Genomic DNA, 16,287 nt, shown 5'->3' on the forward strand with positions numbered 1-16,287 from the left:
CTGCCTGATAATAAGAGGGTCTCCCCGGTGGGCACGGCCGACGGTCCCGCCGATCTGGAAGGATCCCGGCATGCCCGCATCCCCGAGCACCGCCCGGGCCATCAACGACCGGCTCGCCCTGCGTCTGCTCCAGCAGGAAGGCCCGTTGACGGCAGGGCGGTTGAAGCAGCTGACCGGTCTGTCCCGGCCGACCGTCGCCGACCTCGTCGAACGCCTCACGGCCGCCGGCCTGATCACGGTGGTCGGCGAGACGGGGGAGCAGCGGCGCGGCCCGAACGCGAAGGTCTACGGCATCGTCGCCGACCGGGCGCACCTGGCCGCCCTCGACGTCCGCACGGAGGGTGTCGCCGTGGCCGTCGCCGACCTGGTGGGGCGGGTGCTGGCCGAGGCGTCGGTGCCCATCGGGGGCGACACGGGGACCGGCCCCGCCGTGGAGCAGGCGGTCACACTGGTGGAGCGCGCGGCCAAGGAGGCCGGTGCCGATCGCCTGCACACCGTGGGGATCGGGGCGCCCGGTCTGATCGACCCCGCCAGCGGTGAACTGCGTGACTCCACCGGGCTGCCGGAGTGGCACCGCCGGCTCGTCGCCACGCTCCAGGAGCGGCTGCCCGAGGCCAGCGTCAGCGTCGAGAACGAGACCAACCTCGCGGCGGTGGCCGAACAGCGCGACGGGGCGGCCCGGGACCGGGACACCTTCGTCCTGCTGTGGCTGGGTCACGGAACGGGAGCGGCCGTGGTCCTGGACGGCGCGCTGCGCCGCGGCGCCTCGGGCGGCACCGGCGAGATCGGCTTCCTCCCGGTCCCGGGCACGAGCGCACTGCCGACCTCGACGGACTGCGAGGGCGGCTTCCATTCGCTGGCCGCGTCGGCGGCCGTGGTGGACCTGGCGGCGCGGTGCGGTGTCGCGGCCCCGGCGGGTCAGGAGGCCTCGGCGGTGGGCGTGGTGCGGGCGGCCGCCGGTGTGGTGCGGGAGGCGGTGGGCCGGGTGCGGGGCGCGGTCCGGCCGGGACGCACGGGCCCGGTGGCGGAGGAACCCGCGCCCGGGAGTGGACCCGCCGCCCGCTTCCTCGACGTCCTCGCCGACCGGCTGGCCGTCGGTGTCGCCTCGGTGGTCGCCATCCTGGACCCCGGCTGTGTGGTCCTCGGCGGGGAGGTCGGGCAGGCCGGCGGCGACGAGCTCGCCGCCCGCGTGCAGGACCGGATCGCCCGCATGACGCCGCTGCCCACGGAGGTGCGCGCCACCACCCTCGGCGGCGGCGCCGTCCTGCGCGGCGCGCTGCTGTCGGCGCGTGAGCAGGCTCAGGGGGAGCTGTTCGCGCCGGGGGAGCGGGCGCACGTGGGAAGGCCCGACGGCGGGCAAGGGCCGTCGTCACCGCCGCCGGGCCGGTCGGTGGGGGCCGGTCGGCTCTGACGCCGACCCTAGAAAGGACTAGACCACCCGTCAATAGGTGTGGACCAATGAGGGGCCTCAAGGGGCCGGGCCGATGCGGAAGTTGAGCCGCCGGTCGCGCTCCGGCAAGGAGGCGGCACGTTCTGTGAGGCAGCCCACACACCTCGCCCCTCTGAACGTGGATCAGGCGTGGCACACTGGCCGTGTACCAATAGCAGCGCACTCCGGGGTCGGTGAAAGTCCGAACCGGCGGTTACAGTCCGCGACCCGGTCGCCTCCAGCGACCGGTTGACCAGGTGAAATTCCTGGACCGACGGTTAAAGTCCGGATGGGAGGCAGTGCGCGGCGAGCGGGCATCCGTGCGCGCCGCCCAGAAGTCCGTCCTCGTCGGCGGGCTCCGTCCGGCGTCGTCCTTGGTGTCCTGCTCGTATCTTCTGCCCGTCATCGGCAGCCCCGGAGTCCGTGCCCGAAGAGGCAGGAGGACCCGGGAAGTGTTCACCGGAATCGTCGAAGAGCTGGGCGAGGTCACCGCCGTCGAGAACCTCGACGACGCCTGTCGCTTCCGCCTGCGCGGCCCCGTCGTCACCCAAGGTGCCAAGCACGGCGACTCGATCGCCGTGAACGGCGTCTGCCTCACGGTCGTCGACCACGAGGGCGACGAGTTCACCGCCGACGTCATGGCCGAGACGCTGAACCGCTCCAGCCTCGGTGCCCTGAAGGCCGGATCCCGCGTCAACCTCGAACGCCCCATGGCCGTCGGCGACCGCCTCGGCGGGCACATCGTGCAGGGCCATGTCGACGGCACCGGCGAGATCCTGGAGCGCAAGCCCTCGGAGAACTGGGAGTTCGTGAAGATCTCCCTGCCCGCCGACCTCACCCGGTACGTCGTCGAGAAGGGCTCCATCACCGTCGACGGCATCAGCCTCACCGTCGTCGACGCCGGCGCGGACCACTTCACCGTGAGCCTCATCCCCACCACCCTCGCCCTGACCACGCTCGGCCACAAGCAGCCCGGCGACCCGGTCAACCTCGAGGTGGACGTCATCGCCAAGTACGTCGAGCGGATGCTCGGCGACCGCGCGCAGGGGGCGACCCGGTGAACACGCTGAACTCCGAGGCGTTCGTCCTCTTCGGCCAGCACATCCTCTGGTCCGACATGATCGGCAACCTCTTCGGCCTCGCGGCCCTCGCCCTCGGCTGGCGGCGCTCCATCTGGACCTGGCCCGTGCAGTTCCTGGCCGGCCTCATCCTCTTCGGTGCCTTCTTCGGCCACCTCACCGGCAGCGCCGGCAAGCAGGCGGTCGTCATGGTCGTCGCCCTGTACGGCTGGTGGCAGTGGCAGCGCGGCAAGGGCCAGGGCGAGGACGGACACATCGCCGTCCGGTTCGCCACCTGGCGCGAGCGCGCCACGATGGCCGCGGCCGCCGCCGCCGGCACCGTCGCGGTGGCACTGCTCTTCACGGCCTACCCGACGCTGTCCTGGGACCCCTGGCCGGACGCCTACATCTTCGTCGGCACCGTCGTCGCCATGTACGCCCAGGCCCGCGGCATGGTCGAGTTCTGGTTCGCCTGGCTGCTCGTCGACCTCGTCGGCGTGCCCCTCAACTTCGCCAACGGCTACGCCTTTTCCGGCTTCGTCTACGTCATCTACGGCGCGCTCGTCCTGTGGGGCATGCGCGACTGGTGGCTTCGCTCGCGCCGGAGCGCGCGACCCACCCTGGAAGGAGCGCCGGCATGACCGCCCACCCGACACCCGCCACCGCCCTGTACGGCTCCGACGACGTCGAGATCTTCGCTCTCGACCCCGTCGAGCAGGCCATCGCCGACATCGCCGCCGGCCGTCCCGTCGTGGTCGTCGACGACGAGGACCGGGAGAACGAGGGAGACCTCGTCATCGCCGCCGAGAAGGCGACCCCCGAGATCGTCGCCTTCATGATGAGCGAGTGCCGAGGCCTGATCTGCGCGCCCATGGAGGGCGACGAGCTGGACCGGCTGAAGCTCCCGCAGATGGTCGAGGACAACACCGAGTCGATGAAGACCGCGTTCACGGTCTCCGTCGACGCCTCCGCCGCCCACGGCGTGAGCACCGGCATCTCCGCCTCCGACCGCGCCACCACCCTCCGGCTGCTCGCCGACGGCGTCTCGGGCCCCGGCGACTTCGTCCGCCCCGGCCACATCTTCCCGCTGCGCGCCCGGCCCGGCGGCGTCCTCACGCGCAACGGCCACACCGAGGCCGCCGTCGACCTCGCCCGCCTCGCGGGCCTGCGCCCGGCCGGAGCGATCGTCGAGATCGCCGGCGAGGACGGCACCATGCTGCGCCTGCCCGAGCTGATCCCCTTCGCCCGCAAGCACGGCCTGACGATCATCTCCATCGAGGACCTGATCGCCTACCGCCGCGGCAGCGAGCCCACCGTCCGCCGCGAGGCCAGGACCCAACTGCCCACCGCCCACGGCACCTTCACCGCCTACGGCTACCGCTCCACCGTCGACGGCGTCGAGCACGTCGCCCTCGTGCACGGCGAGATCGGCGACGGCCAGGACGTCCTCGTCCGGGTCCACTCCGAGTGCCTCACCGGTGACGTCTTCGGCTCGGCCCGCTGCGACTGCGGGCCCCAGCTGGACGCCTCCCTCGCCCGCATCCAGGACGAGGGCAGAGGCGTCGTGGTCTACCTGCGCGGACACGAGGGCCGCGGCATCGGCCTGATGTCCAAGCTGCGCGCCTACGAACTCCAGGAGCGTGGCCGCGACACCCTCGACGCCAACCTCGAACTCGGCCTGCCCGCCGACGCCCGCGACTACGCGGCCGGCGCCCAGATCCTCGCCGACCTCGGCGTGCGCGGCGTCCGGCTGCTGACCAACAACCCCGACAAGACCGACGCGCTCCTCCGTCACGGCATCGCGGTCAAGGCCCGCGTGCCGATGCCCGTGAGCGCCGGCGAGCACAACCTCCGCTACCTGCGCACCAAGCGGGACCGGATGGGCCACGACCTGCCCTGGCTGGACACGACCACCGTGCCGGCCTGCGGCAACCAGTAACGAAGCACAGAGGGAGCAACGTGAGCGGCAAGGGTGCACCGGAGCTGTCCGTACGCAATGTGGGTGACCTCAGGGTCGCCGTCATCGCGGCCCAGTGGCACGAGAAGGTGATGAACGGCCTGGTCGACGGCGCCCTGCGCGCCCTGCACGACCTGGGCATCGACGAGCCGACCCTGCTCAGGGTCCCCGGCAGCTGGGAGCTCCCGGTCGTCGCCAAGGTCCTCGCCGGCCGCGGCTACGACGCGATCGTCGCCCTCGGCGTCGTCATCCGCGGCGGAACCCCCCACTTCGAGTACGTGTGCCAGGGCGTGACCCAGGGCCTCACCCAGGTCTCCGTCGACACCGGCGTCCCCGTCGGCTTCGGCGTACTGACCTGCGACACCGAGGAGCAGGCCCTGGACCGTGCCGGGATCGAGGGCTCCAGCGAGGACAAGGGGCACGAGGCGGTGACGGCGGCGGTGGCGACCGCGGCGACCCTGCGCTCAGTATCCGAACCCTGGCACTGACGAAAGCCGTGTGTGGCATAGGCTGAGCGTCACCATGTCCAAGAAGACGTTCGAGGAGCTCTTCACCGAGCTCCAGCACAAGGCCGCCCAGGGCGATCCCGCCACTTCCCGCACCGCAGAACTGGTCGGGAAGGGCGTCCACGCCATCGGCAAGAAGGTCGTCGAAGAGGCCGCCGAGGTGTGGATGGCCGCCGAGTACGAGGGCAAGGAAGCCGCCGCCGAGGAGATCTCGCAGCTGCTGTACCACGTCCAGGTGATGATGGTCGCCCGCGGCATCTCCCTCGACGACGTCTACGCCCACCTGTAAGCCGCGCCCGTCCCCGCACGACACCCACGCAAAGGAAGCCGACCTCATGCTGCGCATCGCCGTCCCCAACAAGGGTTCCCTGTCAGGCCCTGCGGCGGAGATGCTGCATGAGGCCGGCTACCAGCAGCGCCGGGAGTCCAAGGAACTGCGGATCGTCGACCCGGTGAACGAGGTCGAGTTCTTCTACCTCCGCCCCCGCGACATCGCCATCTACGTCGCCTCCGGGCAGCTCGACATCGGCCTCACCGGCCGCGACCTGCTCATCGACTCCGGCGCCGACGCCGAGGAGATCCTCGCCCTCGGCTTCGCCCGCTCCACCTTCCACTACGCCACCAAGCCCGGCACGATCAGCGGCCTGGCGGACCTCACCGGCAAGACGATCGCCACCTCCTACGAGGGCATCGTCGCGGCCCACCTCGCCGAGCACGGCATCGACGCCTCCGTCGTCCACCTCGACGGCGCCGTCGAGACCGCCATCCAGCTCGGCGTCGCCCAGGTCATCGCCGACGTCGTCGAGACCGGCACCTCGCTGCGCAACGCGGGCCTGGAGGTCGCCGGCGAGCCGATCATGCAGTCCGAGGCCGTCGTGATCCGCCGCACCGGCGCGGAGCCCGACGACCCCAAGGTCCAGCAGTTCCTGCGCCGCCTCCAGGGCGTCCTGGTCGCCCGGACGTACGTGATGATGGACTACGACTGCCGCGTCGAGCAGCTGGAGAAGGCCGTCGCCCTCACCCCCGGCCTGGAGTCCCCGACCGTCTCCCCGCTGCACAACGAGGGCTGGGTCGCCGTGCGCGCGATGGTCCCCGCCAAGGAAGCCCAGCGGATCATGGACGACCTGTACGACATCGGCGCCCGGGCCATCCTGACCACGGCCATCCACGCCTGCCGTCTCTGAGGGGCGTACGCGAGATGTCCGATCTGCCCACCCTGCCCGTCACGTTCCGGCCGGGCAGCACCCGTGTGGTGCTGCTCGGCGCGGCCGTCGCCGTCTTCGTGGTGATCACGGCCGTGGCGATGCTGCTCGAGCAGCTCAGCCCCGGAGAGCGCGTCAGCTTCATCCTCACGGCGCTCCTGCTGGACGCCGTGCTGCTGCTCCTCGCGCGGCCCAAGGTCGTCGCCGACGAGGACGGCGTCACTGTTGTCAATCTCACGAACAAGCGCCGTCTTGAGTGGGCGGAGATCCTCCAGGTGACCCTCCGGCCCGGCGACCCCTGGGTGTTCCTCAACCTCAGCGACGGCACCAGCCTGCCCGCTCTGGGCATCCAGCCGGGCCTGGCCAAGCAGCGCGCCATCGCCGATGCCCGGGCGCTGCGGGCGCTCGTCGAGGCCCGTTCGGTGACGGACCCCGAGCGGCGTCAGGGCTGACTCGGAGAGATCCTCGATGCGGTCACCCTGCCGCATCGGGCCATGTCTTGATTAATCTGTTTCCGGAAGGCGCGAACGGATGCGCCTCCGCCCCTGCCGCCCCGCCCGGTGCGCCAGGGGCTCCTGCTAACCGAGGAGTGACCCCCTCCGGCGATGGACGGATCGTCCTGCAGTACCTGCGCCGCCCCCTGCCGACATAGCGCGGACCCCGTTGCCGGGGTAAGCGACCGTGTGGAGGCGGCGGCATCATGACCACCCCCCTGCTGCTCCTGGCAGCCGCGTTCCTGCTGATTCTCGCCAACGGATTCTTCGTGGCGGCCGAGTTCGGACTCGTGACGGTCGAGCGTCCGGAGGCCGAGAAGGCCGCCGCCGAGGGCGACCGGCGCGCCCACCGTGTCGTGGAATCGCTCAAGGAACTGTCCTTCCAGCTCTCCGGCACCCAGCTCGGCATCACCATCACCTCGCTCGTCGTCGGCATGCTCGCCGAACCGGCGCTCGCCGAGCTGCTGCACGGACCGTTCACCGCGGTCGGCGTCCCCGCGGGAGCCGTCTCCGGTGTCACGGTCGTGGTCGGCATGCTGCTGGCCTCCGCCGTGCAGATGGTGATCGGCGAGCTCCTGCCCAAGAACTGGGCGGTGTCCAGGCCGCTTCAGGTCGCGCGCTTCGTCGCGGGCCCGCAGCACGTCTTCGCCCGGCTGTTCCGGCCGGTCATCGCCGCGCTCAACGCCGTCGCCAACCGGCTGGTGCGCGCCCTGGGCATCGAACCCGCCGAGGAGCTGGCCTCCGCCCGCACCCCCGGCGAACTCGTCTCCCTGGCCCGCCACTCGGCCCGGGCCGGCGCCCTGGAACAGGACACGGCCGACCTGTTCGTGCGGACACTGTCCCTGGGCGAGCTGACCGCGCAGCACGTGATGACGCCGCGTGTGAAGGTCAGCGCGCTGCAGTCCTCGGCCACCGCCGAGGACGTGGTCAACCTGACCCGGGCCACCGGCCTGTCCCGCTTCCCCGTCTACCGGGAGAGGATCGACGAGGTCGTCGGCATGGTCCACCTCAAGGACGCCCTGGCCGTGCCGGTCCAGGACCGGCTGCGCACCCCCGTCGGACGCATCGCCCGCCCGGCGCTGCTCGTGCCGGAGACGCTGCCCGTGCAGCCGCTCCTCGCCCGGCTGCGCAGCGAGCAGCCCATCGCGGTCGTCGTCGACGAGTACGGCGGCACCGCGGGCGTCGTCACGCTGGAGGACATCGTCGAGGAACTCGTCGGCGAGGTCCGCGACGAGCACGACGGACACGACCTGCCCGAGCTGGCGGCCGCGCCGCCGGAGGACGGCAGGCCCGCCTGGGACGTCGACGGCAGCTGCCGGGTCGACACCCTGCGGCGGATAGGCCTCGAAGCGCCCGAGGGCCCCTACGAGACCGTCGCGGGCCTGATCGCCGACCTGCTGGGCCGTATCCCGGCCGTCGGCGACAAGGCGGAGCTGCCCGGCTGGCGCCTCTCGGTGCGCCAGGTCGGCCACTACCGCGCGGAACGGGTCCGGCTGGTGCGGACCGCCCCGGTCGTCTCCCTGGCGGAGGCCGTCCGATGAGCGTGCTCCAGCTTCTCTTCGCGGCGCTGCTCGTGCTCGCCAACGGCTTCTTCGTCGGCGCCGAGTTCGCGCTGGTCTCCGTCCGCCGCAGCCAGATCGAACCGCTCGGCACCGCCCGCTCCCGCCAGGTCCTCTACGGTCTGGAGCGGCTCCCGCAGATGATGGCGGCGGCCCAGTTCGGCATCACCGTCTGCTCGCTGACCCTCGGCGCGGTCGCCGAACCGACCGTCGCGCATCTGCTGGAGCCGGTCTTCGAGCGGATCCACCTGCCCGAGGGCGTGATCCATCCGCTGACCTACGTGATCGCCCTCGCCGCCGTGGTCTTCTTCCATCTCGTCATCGGCGAGATGGTCCCGAAGAACCTGGCGATGGCGGCCCCGGAGAAGGCCGCGCTGTGGCTCAGTCCGGGCCTGGTCTGGTTCGCCCGCTTCTGCAAGCCCATCACGGCCGCCCTCGGCGCCTGCGCCCAGGGCATCCTGCGGCTCTTCCACGTCGAGCCCAAGGACGAGGTCGAGGCCGTCTTCACCAGCGAGCAGCTCAACCGGCTGGTGGAGGACGCCGGCCAGGCGGGTCTGCTCAATCCGGAGGAGGCCGAACGCCTGGAGGACGCCCTGGAGCTGGGCTCCCGCCCGGTGACGGACGTCCTGCTCAAGCGCGAGTCCCTGGTGACGGTCAGCCCCTCGGTCACCCCCGGGCGCATCGTGGAGCTCACGGCCCGCACGGGCTACTCACGGTTCCCGGTCGCCGCCGACAACGGCGTGTTCATGGGCTATCTGCACGTCAAGGACGTCCTCGACCTGGAGGACTCGGACCGGGCCGTCCCGCAGCACCTGTGGCGCTCCATGACGACCCTGCGCTCCGAGCTGCCGCTGGACGACGCGCTGACCGTGATGCGCCGCGCGGCCACGCACCTCGCCCAGGTGGCCGACAGGTCCGGGAAGGTGCTCGGACTGGTGGCGCTGGAGGACGTGCTGGAGCTGCTGGTGGGGGAGGTGCGGGACCCCGCGCATCGCGAGGTGCCGGAGGTTCGGGTCACCGAGCCTCGCAGCAACGAGGAGGCGTTGGCTTCGTAGGTGTTCGGCCGCGGGCGCGGGGGCCGGTCGCACGCGCTCCCCGCGCCCCCCGGACCGGTGGATGCGGTTCGACCGGCCGTCACTGCACCCACTCAGGGTGCGCGGGGAACTGCGCGACCAGGCCCCCACCGGCCCGCGGCCGAGGAACTCACATCGCCGACGGATCCTGCGGTCCCCGCCCCGACAGGACCTCCCCGTACGCCTGCATCAGGTCCGGCAGCCGCAGCGTCGCCAGATCCTCCCGGCCCAGCACCCCGGGATACACCGACAGCCGCAGATCCCGGTACGCACAGCTCTTCTCGTACAGCGTCCGCAGGAACCGCCCGTTGCCCAGCTCGTCGATCCACCCCTGGTCCACCACGTGCCCGGCGATGGACCGCAGCTCGTCGAGGGCCTCCTCGTCCCACAGGTCGCCGTTCTCCGCCGCCAGCACCTTGCCGATCTCGGTGAGTTCCAGGGGCCGGTACGACGGGAAGTCGACGCGGGTGGTGAACCGGGACGACAGCCCGGGGTTGGCGGCGAGCAGGCGGTCCATGCCCTCCGGATAGCCGGCGAGGATCACCACGAGGTGGTCGCGGTTGTCCTCCGCGCGCTTCAGCAGCACCTGGAGGGCCTCGTCGCCGTACGCGTCGCCCTTGCCGTAGCCCGAGTTGGACAGCGAGTAGGCCTCGTCGACGAAGAGGACGCCCCCGAGGGCGGAGTCGATCAGTTCGTTCGCCTTCACGGCCGTCTGCCCGAGGTACTCACCGACCAGGTCGGCCCGCTGGGCCTCCACGAGATGGTCGCCGCCGAGCAGCCCGAGGGCGTAGAAGACGCGGCCGAGGATGCGGGCGACGGTGGTCTTGCCGGTGCCGGAGGGGCCGGAGAAGACGAAGTGGCGTTTCGGCGGCTGGACCGGAAGGCCCTGCCCGGCCCGCAGCCGGGCCATGTTCAGCTGCGCCGACAACGCCTTGACCTGGCGCTTCACCGGCTCCAGACCCACCATGCGCTCCAGCTCGGCGAGTGCCTCCTCCAGTAACGCAGGGTCGGTCGGCCCGGCCGGCAGGGTGGAAGCCGGGCCGGTCCTCTCGCGCACGGGCGGGACGGTCACCGGCGGCAGGGGAGCGAGGGGCGGCTCGGGGTCGGGCAGCCTCAGATCGCGCCCTTCGAGGCCGAAGAGCGGATCGAACCCGTCCGGCCCGTCCACGACGTCCTGTCCCGCACCGGTGAGCGTGATCGCGGCGAAGTCCGCGGCGTCGTCGTACCCGTCGCCCTCGGCGATGGCGGCGAGCCGGGCGGAGGTGTCCATGAAGGCCGGATCGACCCGGTGCACGGCCCGGTACAGGGGGAGCGCGGCGGCGCTGCGGCCGGTGCCCTCGTGCGCCCGGGCCAGCCAGTAACGCAGCTCCTTGCGCTGCGGCTGCTCACTGCGGCAGCGCATCAACGCGGCGGACAGCAGCGGCTCGGCCTGGCCGTACATCTCCAGACGGACCCGGGCCATGCCGCCGAACAGGCCCGCCTCGATGCCGAGCATCGGGTCGTCGAGCAGCGGGTCGGTGTGGCGGACCAGCTGGTCCCAGTCCTTGACCAGGTAGGCGCGGCAGGCGTGCAGGAAGCGGACCTGATGGTCGGTGTCCACCGGCGGCAGTCCGGCGAGCGCCCGGTCCAGTTCGGGGACGTGACGCCCGTCCAGCCAGTGGGAGGCGTGCGCGAGCAGCAGGTCGCGGGGGCTCTCCAGCACGGGCTGCACCCACCAGCCCAGCCAGTACCAGGAGTTGAGCGTGCGACGGTAGCGGGAGCGCTGCTCCCCGAAGCGCTCCCGGTGCCGGAACATCCGCAGCAGCGCGGTCGTCGTGTCGACGCGCAGCGCGTGCAGTCCGAGCCAGCCGTCGGCCATCCCGGAGTCCATGCGCACGGCGGCCCGGAACTCCTCCTCCGCCTGCGGATAGGCACCCATGGTGTAGGCGTCCACGCCTCGCAGCCAGGCGAGGTCGGCCGGGGCCTGCGGGCCCTGCGTGCCGAAGTCCATCACGTCCCCCACGAACCGTGCCCCCGTCGGTATGCCAACGAACCGTCCCCCGGCCGGCTGCCCTGCTCGAACCGCGCTGCCACGGACCGGAGTTGCACCGAGCGCCGGGCAACCGTCCGACAGGTCGCGACGAGGGCATCGTACCGTCGGGGGCCGCGCCCCCGTAGGGGGCCGCACGGGCCGTTCGGCGAGGTGGGAACGGGCGCGGCGTACTGCTCACGGTGACCCAGGGTGAGCACTCGGCGCCCCGCGGCGGCCGGAGAACCGCAAGAAGGCAGAACGAAGCCCCCGATCACGGGGGAACAACCGGGGGCTTCGCGTCTGTGGGCGGCTCCGATGCCGCTCATTGAGAACGTAAGACCTGTACGGCCCAGCGGTCAAGCGGAGTTGGAGCACTCCGGCAAGTTGTCCCGCACGCCTCTTCACAAGTTCAGCACACTGCGGGCGGTCCGTCACCGTGCGTGAGGGACTGGTCCGGTCCAACGGTCCCGGCAGGTCCCGCCAGCACCTCATATCCCTCGGCGCGCTGCCGCACCAGAAGGTCGGCGAACGGCCGCGAGGGATCGTCGGCGAAGTGCCGGCGCTCCGCCGCGACCCATCCGTTCCAGAACTCCCGCTGCTCCGCCCCGTCCCGCGACCGGCCCCGCGCCCAGGCCTCCTCGCGCGTCAGCTCCATCCACAGCAGCAGCGCCAGGTGGGGGCGCAGCGCCCGGCGGCCCGCTCCGACGCCCTCCACCAGCACCACCGGCGCGGGCGGGAGCGGCAGCGGCGGGCCGAAGCGGCGGTCGCGCCAGTCGTAGGGCGTGTAGTGCGCGGTCCCGCCCCGCGAGAGCGGTTCGATCACCTGCTCGCGCAGCCGCCCGGTCCAGTCGAAGAGCGCGTCGTGGCTGGCGATGTCGTCGAGGCGCAGCACCGGCGCATCCCCCAGCGCCCCGGCCAACTGCCCGGCGAACGTGCTCTTTCCGGACCCGGCGTGCCCGTCGACGCCGACCAGCCGGACCGGGCCGCAGGAGGGGGAGAGGCGGCGGATCCGGGCGGCCAGGTCACGGACGGCGGGGCCCGGTACGGGGGAAGGTGGCGGATTCATCTCGCGCAGCACTCTAACGACGAGGGCCTGGGCGGATGCCACTGGTCGACGCCAATATTGGTGGGCGTGGCGCGCGTCGAAGTGCTGGCAGGACACGGCGGGCTGTGCTCATATGTGGCGCACGCACGGATCCGACTACCGTGCACGGACCTGCTCCTGCTCCTGCCCGACTCCGACATCCGGGGGTCCCCGCCATGCGCAGTGCCGAACAGCCGTCCCGCAGAACCGTCCTGGCCGCCGCGGTCGCCGCCGCCGTCACCTCCGGCGCGGGAACGGCGGCCGCCGACCCCGAGGCACCCATGACGACCGACACCGCAGCCCCCGCCCGCGCGGTCCCGGCCCGCACCGTCGACAACCGGGCCTGGGTCTCCTACGGCGACTGGGGCGGCGGTACCGCCAAGGGCACCCGGGCCGTCGCGGGCACCCGCCCCGGCCTGGTGATCGGCAAGCCGGCCGGAACGGCCGACTACACGGACCCGCACACCGGCACCACGGCGGCGTGGCAGTACGGCACCTGGACCTCCCCGGTCCACCGCCTCACGGTCCCCGCCACCGAGGCCGTCGTCTCCTGGAACGCGCACACCCCGGCCGGCACCTGGATCCAGATCGAGATCAAGGGCACCTATACCGACGGCACCGGTACGCCCTGGTACGTGATGGGCCGCTGGGCGGCCGGTGACCAGGACATCCGGCGCACCTCGGTCGACGGGCAGAGCGACGGCAAGAGCAGTGTCTGGACCGACACCCTGGCGATCGACGACCCGTCGACCGGCCTGCGCCTGGCCTCGTACCGGCTGCGCCTGACCCTCTACCGCAAGCCCGGCGGCAAGCTCACCCCCACCGTGTGGCGGCTCGGCGCGATGGGCTCCGACGTGCCCGACCGGTTCACCGTCCCGGCTTCCAGGCCCGGCCTGGCGAAGGAACTGGCCGTCCCGCGCTACTCGCAGGAGATCCACAAGGGCCAGTACCCCGAGTACGACAACGGCGGCGAGGCCTGGTGCAGCCCGACCTCCTCCCAGATGATCATCGAGTACTGGGGCGGTCGGCTCACCGAGAAGCAGCTCGCCTGGGTCGATCCGTCGTACGCCGATCCCCAGGTCTGCCACGCGGCCCGGTACACCTACGACCACCAATACGCGGGCTGCGGCAACTGGCCGTTCAACGCCGCCTACGCGGCCACCTTCAAGGATCTCCAGGGTGTCGTCACGCGGCTCGGCTCGCTCACCGACCTGGAGACGCTGATCGCGGCGGGCATCCCGGCCATAACGTCCCAGTCGTTCCTGAAGGAGGAGCTGACCGGCGCCGGGTACGGCACCGCCGGGCACCTGATGACCGTCATCGGGTTCACCGCCGACGGCGACGTGATCGCCAACGACCCGTTCTCGGCGAGCAACGAGGCCGTGCGGCGCGTCTACCGCAGACGCGAGTGGGAAAACATCTGGCTCAGGACGAAGCGGTACAACGCCTCCGGCAAGGTCGTCTCCGGCACCGGCGGCGTCTGCTACCTCTACTTCCCCGCGCGTCCCAGTGCTGCCCAGCGCAAGGCGCTGACGGCCGTGGGCGTGCGTGTGTGAGCAAGCTCTCGGCCGCAAAAGCCGCTTGCGGTGGCAAGGTGGACAGGACTTCGGGGGGAGTCCGTCCGCACCACCGACCTTGCGAGAAGCCATGACCGCGCACTCCGTCACCGCCCCCCGCGTCCGCACCGGAGGCCCCCGGGACGACGGCCCGAAGATCGTCGAGCACGCCATGGGATGGGCCCTCGTCGTGGTCGTGGCGATGCTCGTGACCCAGCTCGGGCTGCTGTGACCTGACCCACGGCCCCGGCGTGAGGCCTGCCATACTGCGAAGGTCCCACCCCGCCCGTTGAGACCAGGGTCGAAATTGAATATCAGCCCCCAGCCTGCCGCGCGTCCCAGAGCCCGCGGCACCGAGCGCTCGATGGCGCGCCGTGCCGAACTCATCGCCATCGGGCGGAGGTTGTTCGCCGACACCTCCTACGACGCCCTGTCGATGGACGACATCGCCCGGCAGGCGCACGTCGCCAAGGGGCTGATCTACTACTACTTCCATTCCAAGCGCGGCTACTACCTGGCCATCGTCCAGGACTCGGTCACCGACCTGCTCACCCTCGCGGCGAGCGGTCCCGAACTGCCCCCGGTCGACCGGCTCCAGCGCACTATCGACAGCTACCTGCACTACGCCGAGCACAACCAGGCCGCGTACCGCACGATCGTCAGCGGCGGGGTCGGCTTCGACACCGAGGTGCACGCCATCCGCGACGGCGTGCGCGAGGCCGTCGTGACCACCATCGCCGAAGGCGTCTACGGCCGTGTCGACATCGCGCCGCTGGCGCGGATGGGGCTGCTGGCCTGGGTGTGCAGCGTCGAGGGCGCGACGCTCGAGTGGATCGACCGCCCCGAACTGCCCCGCGCCACCATGTGCGAGCTGCTGGTGAAGACCCTCGGCGGTGCGCTGCGCGCGATCGAGGAGCTCGACCCGTCCTACCCGGCCCCGCGGCCCGCCCGCCGGGGCGTGTGACACAGGGGCGGAGGGTCCGGCGCGGACCTCCGCCCCCCTCTCCGGGTGTTACCTGATGGCCTTGATCAGCTCACCGTTGGCGGTGTCGCCGCTCAGCTCCCAGAAGAACGTGCCGCCCAGACCCTGCTGGTTCTTGTAGGTCATCTTGGTCCCGATGGTCGCCGGAGTGTCGTAACTCCACCAGTCGCCGCCGCACTTGGCGTACGCCGTGCCGGCCACCGTCCCGGTCGCCGGGCACTTGGTCCGGAGCACCTTGTAGTCCTCGATGCCCTGCTCGTAGGTGCCCGCAGCCGGGCCGGTGGCGGTACCGCCCGGGGCGGACTGTGTGACACCGGTCCAGCCGCGGCCGTAGAAGCCGATGCCGAGCAGCAGCTTCGAGGCGGGGATGCCGAGGCCCTTGAGCTTGGCGATGGTCGCCGAGGTGTGGTTGTCCGCCTTCGGGATCCCGGCGTACGAGGTCAGCGGCGAGTGCGGGGCCGTCGGCCCGGTGGCGTCCCAGGCGCCGAAGAAGTCGTACGTCATCGGGTTGTACCAGTCGACGTACGGGGCGGCGCCCGCGTAGTCCGCCGCGTCGATCTTGCCGCCCGGGGTGGCGTCGGCGGTGATCGCCGCCGTCACGAGGTTCTTCGGGCCGAACGTGGTCCGCAGCGCCTGCATCAGGTTCTTGAAGGCCGCCTTGCCGCTGGTGTCGCAGGTGGCTCCGCAGGCGTTCGGGTACTCCCAGTCGATGTCGATGCCGTCGAAGACGTCGGCCCACTTGGAGTTCTCGACCAGGTCGTAGCAGGAGCGGGCGAAGGCGGCCGGGTTCTTCGCGGCCTCGCCGAACCCGCCCGACCAGGTCCAGCCGCCGAAGGACCACAGGACCTTGAGGTTCGGGTGCTTCTGCTTCAGCTTGCGCAACTGGTTGAAGTTGCCGCGCAGCGGCTGGTCCCAGGTGTCGGCCTTGCCGTCGACCGACTCGGCGGCGGTGTAGGCCCGGTCGGTGGCGGCGTAGCCGTCACCCATGGCGCACCTGCCGCCGGTGACGTTGCCGAAGGCGTAGTTGATGTGGGTGAGCCTGCCGGCCGACCCGGACGTCTCGATGTTCTTGACGTGGTACTTGCGGTCGTAGGTGCCCCATTCGGTGAAGTACCCGAGGACCTTGGAACCGGCGGCCTCGGCCTGCGGTGCGGCCTCGACGTCTGCGGCGGCCTCCTGAGCCGAGGTCGCCGCGGAGGCGGAGGTGCCCGCGCCGGCCAGCAGACCGGCACCGAGGACGGCGCAGCAGGCCGCGGACACGATGGCCCGGAAGCGGGAAGGGTGGGGGGTGTGCATCCGGTGTCTCCTCGTGGGGAGAGGGAACGCTCGCCGATTGGCATGAACGCGGTGAATCGGTGGAGCGAAACAGTAGGAGG

General features: G+C 71.7%; 16 protein-coding genes and 1 riboswitch. Of the genes, 13 read left to right on the forward strand and 3 right to left on the reverse strand.

Annotation, left to right across the window (positions count from 1 at the left end; genetic code table 11):
* The first annotated feature begins 70 nt into the window (after positions 1-70).
* The 10 genes from AC0665_RS25070 (at position 71) to AC0665_RS25115 (ending at position 9,260) form a co-directional block, all read left to right on the forward strand.
* Positions 71-1,411 (forward strand): ROK family transcriptional regulator, encoded by a 1,341-nt coding sequence (locus AC0665_RS25070; RefSeq protein WP_478705805.1) that lies wholly within the window; start codon positions 71-73, stop codon positions 1,409-1,411.
* Between the two features lie 194 nt (positions 1,412-1,605).
* Positions 1,606-1,736, forward strand: a riboswitch (FMN riboswitch).
* 145 nt (positions 1,737-1,881) lie between these two features.
* On the forward strand, positions 1,882-2,490 hold the full coding sequence (locus AC0665_RS25075) for a riboflavin synthase (protein ID WP_478705806.1): 609 nt from the start codon (positions 1,882-1,884) through the stop codon (positions 2,488-2,490).
* Positions 2,487-3,128, forward strand: a complete 642-nt coding sequence (locus AC0665_RS25080) for a nicotinamide mononucleotide transporter family protein (protein WP_468410098.1) — start codon at positions 2,487-2,489, stop codon at positions 3,126-3,128. The genes AC0665_RS25075 and AC0665_RS25080 overlap by 4 nt, the downstream gene beginning before the upstream one ends.
* A complete protein-coding gene (locus AC0665_RS25085) occupies positions 3,125-4,426 on the forward strand; it encodes a bifunctional 3,4-dihydroxy-2-butanone-4-phosphate synthase/GTP cyclohydrolase II (RefSeq protein ID WP_478705807.1) in 1,302 nt (433 codons plus the stop codon). Before AC0665_RS25080 ends, AC0665_RS25085 begins: the two co-directional genes overlap by 4 nt.
* A 20-nt stretch (positions 4,427-4,446) precedes the next feature.
* Entirely contained in the window at positions 4,447-4,932 is a 486-nt protein-coding gene (gene ribH, locus AC0665_RS25090; RefSeq protein WP_363121149.1) for a 6,7-dimethyl-8-ribityllumazine synthase, read from the forward strand.
* A 34-nt stretch (positions 4,933-4,966) separates the two neighbouring features.
* Positions 4,967-5,239, forward strand: coding sequence for a phosphoribosyl-ATP diphosphatase (locus AC0665_RS25095; protein ID WP_019983911.1), 273 nt, complete (start codon positions 4,967-4,969; stop codon positions 5,237-5,239).
* Positions 5,240-5,285: 46 nt separating this feature from the next.
* Positions 5,286-6,134, forward strand: a complete 849-nt coding sequence (gene hisG, locus AC0665_RS25100; protein WP_468410093.1) for an ATP phosphoribosyltransferase — start codon at positions 5,286-5,288, stop codon at positions 6,132-6,134.
* Positions 6,135-6,148: 14 nt separating this feature from the next.
* Positions 6,149-6,604 carry a PH domain-containing protein gene (locus AC0665_RS25105; protein WP_478705808.1) on the forward strand — a complete coding sequence of 152 codons (456 nt, stop codon included), beginning with the start codon at positions 6,149-6,151 and terminating at the stop codon, positions 6,602-6,604.
* A 248-nt stretch (positions 6,605-6,852) separates the two neighbouring features.
* Entirely contained in the window at positions 6,853-8,187 is a 1,335-nt protein-coding gene (locus tag AC0665_RS25110) for a hemolysin family protein (RefSeq protein WP_468410090.1), read from the forward strand.
* A complete protein-coding gene (locus AC0665_RS25115; RefSeq protein WP_363121153.1) occupies positions 8,184-9,260 on the forward strand; it encodes a hemolysin family protein in 1,077 nt (358 codons plus the stop codon). Before AC0665_RS25110 ends, AC0665_RS25115 begins: the two co-directional genes overlap by 4 nt.
* Positions 9,261-9,408: 148 nt before the next feature.
* Here the strand turns inward: AC0665_RS25115 and AC0665_RS25120 are convergent, their stop codons facing one another.
* Complete coding sequence (locus AC0665_RS25120) at positions 9,409-11,268, reverse strand: AAA family ATPase (RefSeq protein WP_478606834.1); 1,860 nt, start codon at positions 11,266-11,268, stop codon at positions 9,409-9,411.
* 430 nt (positions 11,269-11,698) lie between these two features.
* Positions 11,699-12,355, reverse strand: coding sequence for a uridine kinase family protein (locus AC0665_RS25125; protein WP_478705809.1), 657 nt, complete (start codon positions 12,353-12,355; stop codon positions 11,699-11,701).
* Between the two features lie 194 nt (positions 12,356-12,549).
* On the opposite strand from AC0665_RS25125, the gene AC0665_RS25130 reads away from it, so the two are divergent.
* The 3 genes from AC0665_RS25130 (at position 12,550) to AC0665_RS25140 (ending at position 14,893) form a co-directional block, all read left to right on the forward strand.
* Complete coding sequence (locus AC0665_RS25130) at positions 12,550-13,929, forward strand: peptidase C39 family protein (protein ID WP_478705810.1); 1,380 nt, start codon at positions 12,550-12,552, stop codon at positions 13,927-13,929.
* Positions 13,930-14,020: 91 nt separating this feature from the next.
* Positions 14,021-14,161, forward strand: a complete 141-nt coding sequence (locus AC0665_RS25135; RefSeq protein WP_468409904.1) for an SCO1431 family membrane protein — start codon at positions 14,021-14,023, stop codon at positions 14,159-14,161.
* A gap of 75 nt (positions 14,162-14,236) precedes the next feature.
* Positions 14,237-14,893 (forward strand): TetR/AcrR family transcriptional regulator, encoded by a 657-nt coding sequence (locus AC0665_RS25140; protein WP_478606350.1) that lies wholly within the window; start codon positions 14,237-14,239, stop codon positions 14,891-14,893.
* 48 nt (positions 14,894-14,941) lie between these two features.
* Here the strand turns inward: AC0665_RS25140 and AC0665_RS25145 are convergent, their stop codons facing one another.
* Positions 14,942-16,207 (reverse strand): glycoside hydrolase family 18 protein, encoded by a 1,266-nt coding sequence (locus AC0665_RS25145; protein WP_478705811.1) that lies wholly within the window; start codon positions 16,205-16,207, stop codon positions 14,942-14,944.
* Positions 16,208-16,287: the final 80 nt, after the last annotated feature.

The sequence above is a fragment of the Streptomyces sp. NPDC043685 genome (assembly GCF_056436585.1).

What these genes read in the sequence shown, in the direction of transcription:
- AC0665_RS25070 (WP_478705805.1), top strand. Translation starts at nt 71, where the DNA reads ATGCCCGCATCCCCGAGCACCGCCCGGGCCATCAACGACCGGCTCGCC.
- AC0665_RS25085 (WP_478705807.1), top strand. Translation starts at nt 3,125, where the DNA reads ATGACCGCCCACCCGACACCCGCCACCGCCCTGTACGGCTCCGACGAC.
- AC0665_RS25095 (WP_019983911.1), top strand. Translation starts at nt 4,967, where the DNA reads ATGTCCAAGAAGACGTTCGAGGAGCTCTTCACCGAGCTCCAGCACAAG.
- hisG (WP_468410093.1), top strand. Translation starts at nt 5,286, where the DNA reads ATGCTGCGCATCGCCGTCCCCAACAAGGGTTCCCTGTCAGGCCCTGCG.
- AC0665_RS25105 (WP_478705808.1), top strand. Translation starts at nt 6,149, where the DNA reads ATGTCCGATCTGCCCACCCTGCCCGTCACGTTCCGGCCGGGCAGCACC.
- AC0665_RS25110 (WP_468410090.1), top strand. Translation starts at nt 6,853, where the DNA reads ATGACCACCCCCCTGCTGCTCCTGGCAGCCGCGTTCCTGCTGATTCTC.
- AC0665_RS25115 (WP_363121153.1), top strand. Translation starts at nt 8,184, where the DNA reads ATGAGCGTGCTCCAGCTTCTCTTCGCGGCGCTGCTCGTGCTCGCCAAC.
- AC0665_RS25120 (WP_478606834.1), bottom strand. Translation starts at nt 11,268, where the DNA reads ATGGACTTCGGCACGCAGGGCCCGCAGGCCCCGGCCGACCTCGCCTGG.
- AC0665_RS25125 (WP_478705809.1), bottom strand. Translation starts at nt 12,355, where the DNA reads ATGAATCCGCCACCTTCCCCCGTACCGGGCCCCGCCGTCCGTGACCTG.
- AC0665_RS25130 (WP_478705810.1), top strand. Translation starts at nt 12,550, where the DNA reads ATGCGCAGTGCCGAACAGCCGTCCCGCAGAACCGTCCTGGCCGCCGCG.
- AC0665_RS25135 (WP_468409904.1), top strand. Translation starts at nt 14,021, where the DNA reads ATGACCGCGCACTCCGTCACCGCCCCCCGCGTCCGCACCGGAGGCCCC.
- AC0665_RS25145 (WP_478705811.1), bottom strand. Translation starts at nt 16,207, where the DNA reads ATGCACACCCCCCACCCTTCCCGCTTCCGGGCCATCGTGTCCGCGGCC.